This window comes from Mesorhizobium sp. RCC_202, assembly GCF_041355295.1.
Lineage (GTDB): Bacteria > Pseudomonadota > Alphaproteobacteria > Rhizobiales > Rhizobiaceae > Mesorhizobium.
Window position 1 is genome coordinate 1 of the sequence record NZ_JBFUPO010000026.1, and the last position, 1,121, is coordinate 1,121.

Annotated in this window: 1 protein-coding gene; it reads right to left on the reverse strand. The window is 60.8% G+C overall.

The genetic code is table 11. From position 1 onward, the window contains the following. Positions 1-1,047 (reverse strand): IS110 family transposase (locus AB6802_RS30040; protein ID WP_371013835.1); only part of this gene is annotated, 1,047 nt, incomplete at its 3' end. Positions 1,048-1,121: the final 74 nt, after the last annotated feature.

The following is a 1,121-nucleotide window of genomic DNA, read 5'->3' on the forward strand; positions in this document are numbered from 1 at the left end:
GACGACGGCGTTGGCGAAGATGAGGAGCTTTCTGACACAGGCGATGATGGCTTTCCTGTGAGCCTTGCCGTTGTTCGTAAGGCGGCCGTAGAGAGCAACCAGAGCGGTGTTCCAGCGCTGGGATGCGGGCAATGCAGCATTGAAGAGCGCTCGGCGGACACGACTGCGACCGCCGGCGATATGGCGCTCGCCGGTACGTTCGCCCGAGTCGTCGTCGTAAGGAGCGACGCCAACCAAGGCAGAGATTTGCTCGCGACTGACCTTGCCGAGTTGGGGCAAGAGGATGACGAGGGTGAGCGCGGTGCGTATGCCGATGCCATCGACGCTGGCGATCAGCTCGAGCCGCCGAGCGAGATCATCGTGTTTGCACACGACGACCTGCAGGAGCAGTAGTTCGGCCTCGCGGCGCCGCTGCAGACGCTGAACGTCACGCTCGAGTTGCTTGAGAATCCGCTTGGTGGAGAAGTGCTCGCGCCGCGTCTTGAGGTGAGCGATATCGTACTCCAGCTGCTCGATGAAGAGCAGATGCTCAGCGAGCGCGGTCAGCCTGGTGTCTGGCGGTTCATGCAGGTCGGCGAGATTGGCAGCGCACTCGGCGATGAGGGCGGCGTCGATACGATCGTTCTTGGCACGACGCAGCTTGTAGATGGCAAAGGCATGCACTTGACGCGGCTGCAGGAGAGCGACCTCGAAGCCGTGCTCGCGCAAATATTCCACGACGGCTCGTTCGTAACCCCCGGAGGCTTCGATGCCGACGCGTTTGATCTTACGCGCACTCAGCCAAGCAACCAGCTCTTGATGTCCGTCTCTGGCATTGGCTACGCGCAACCTCTCGCTCGCCGGATAGGTTGCGACATCAAGCGACTTCTTGCTGGTGTCGATTCCGGCGGTTTTTGTGCTAGTCTCATTCATCTTCGTCGTCCCTGCCTTGCATACGAACCAGGTTGTTCCAGCAACCATCCGGGCCACGATGAAGAGCCGATCGCGATCTTGCTTCTCCTTAACCCCACGGGTTCGGGTGTCCCGCGATCCGACGATCAGCGCCAACGGCCGGGTGGCCACCCGGCCGTTGGCGTCTCTTACGAGACGACCACTTCATACAACATCGCTTATGCAAGGTG